Source organism: Neoluteolibacter marinus (genome assembly GCF_014904755.1).
Lineage (GTDB): Bacteria > Verrucomicrobiota > Verrucomicrobiia > Verrucomicrobiales > Akkermansiaceae > Haloferula > Haloferula marina.
This window is the reverse complement of sequence record NZ_JACZFQ010000099.1, coordinates 1-985: the sequence shown is the minus strand read 5'-3', so window position 1 is coordinate 985 and position 985 is coordinate 1. Positions and strand designations below refer to the sequence as shown.

At 63.8% G+C, this 985-nt stretch carries 1 protein-coding gene; it reads right to left on the bottom strand.

Annotation, left to right across the window (positions count from 1 at the left end):
• Positions 1 to 238: 238 nt before the first annotated feature.
• Positions 239 to 763: a TlpA family protein disulfide reductase gene (locus IG178_RS19495; RefSeq protein ID WP_193214258.1), complete on the bottom strand. Its 525-nt coding sequence runs from the start codon at positions 761 to 763 to the stop codon at positions 239 to 241.
• Positions 764 to 985 lie beyond the last annotated feature (222 nt).

The window sequence follows — 985 nt, the reverse complement described above, 5'->3', positions numbered from 1 at the left end:
CGACCACCGACCACCGACCACCGACCACCGACCACCGACCACCGACCACCGACCACCGACCACCGACCACCGACCACCGACCACCGACCACTGATCACCGACCACCGACCACTGATCACCGACCACTGATCACCGACCACTGATCACTGATCACTGATCACTCGGCACTCGGCACTCGGCACTCGGCACTCGGCACTCGGCACTCGGCACTCGGCACTCGGCACTCGGCACTCGGCACTCACTCCTCCTTCAGCAGCGCCTCGATCGCCTGCTCCACCTTGCCGTTGGCGCAGTCGGCCAGCACCACCTTGCCCTCGCGGTCGATGAGGTAGTAGTCGGGGTAACCATTCACCTGATAGGCGTCCCCGAGTTTCCCGTCCGGATCGACCGCCACCGGGTAGGCGATCTTCTTGTTTTCGACGACCTGCTTCATCTTCTCCGCGCCCTTGGGGTGGCAGACGCCGATGAAGACCACATCCTTGGCGTACTTCTCCGCCAGTTCGTTGTTGTGGGGAATACTGGCGATGCAGGGACCGCACCAGGTTGCCCAGAAGTCCAGCACCACGATCTTCCCCTTCAGCGCGGCCAGGTCGAGCGGTTTGGAATTCTCCCAATCCTTCAGCTCCATGGCGAGCGCCGGGGCGCCCTCGATCTTCTCCAGCCGGGCGCGCAGGGCGGCATCGCCCTCGGCGAAGGGAGTCAGGTCGGCGGCATGGACCGAGCAAAGGGCGAGCGGGACGGTGAGGAAATGGCGGATCGTCATCCCGTCACCAAAACACCCGCCCGCCGCGGAGGAAAGGGTGAAAGTCGCCGTCGGCGCCTTCTCCTCCTCGTTCTCCTGCTCGTCCCTCGTCCTCGGGAAAGAATCTCCGGCCCCGCGTCTTCGAGAACGAGTGAGATGCAACGGATTTTTGGACCGTTTGTTGGTTAGTTGATCGAGTTCAGATCGGCTTCGAACTGGGCCGGGGTGCGGTAGCCGAGGGAC